This window comes from Oleiphilus sp. HI0080 (assembly GCF_001635135.1).
Map to the genome: position 1 here is coordinate 1 of NZ_LWFU01000752.1, position 552 is coordinate 552.

Annotated in this window: 1 protein-coding gene; it reads right to left on the reverse strand. The window is 47.5% G+C overall.

Annotated features, from left to right (window positions below; translation table 11 throughout):
- Positions 1-501: alpha/beta hydrolase (locus tag A3751_RS15805; protein ID WP_156492531.1), on the reverse strand; the 501-nt coding region annotated here is incomplete at its 3' end.
- Positions 502-552: the final 51 nt, after the last annotated feature.

Here is a 552-nt window from a genome sequence, read left to right on the forward strand (position 1 = left end):
CGCCAAGTCTTCTTGAATATCTGAGGGTTGGCTATTTGCAATACCATATCTTATGTTTTTGAGAGTAATGTCAGTTGTCGTTTTCCAGAGAGGGAATTTGAAAAGATTGTGTCCAAATGTTCTGACCACGCTCCACGTCCAAGAGTTGATGCCGGCCGGAGAAGCTGAAGAGATTAAAATCAGCTTTTCCACGTCACGCTCTGCGGCTACAAGTTGGGCGATCAGTCCGCCCATAGAATGACCAACCAAGATCGGTTTCTGATCAAAGCCTTCAAGGACGTTGATGATAAAATCGACATAGTCACGTATTCCGGTTCCCGCAAGTTTCGCGCGAGACTCATCGGTGTGCATGCTCAAGTTAACATGGTTTGGCAGAGAAGGCGCAAATACTGCGTGGCCTTCGGATTCAAATGCATGCTTCAACTCGTCAAGCGTATCACCGGTGCTCCACATTCCGTGGATCATGAGTACCGGTGGCAGGCTGTAATCATTCTCGGCCATGGGCGATCGTCTCTTAATTATTCTATTTTTTAGTGTCAGGAGGCGGGCTTA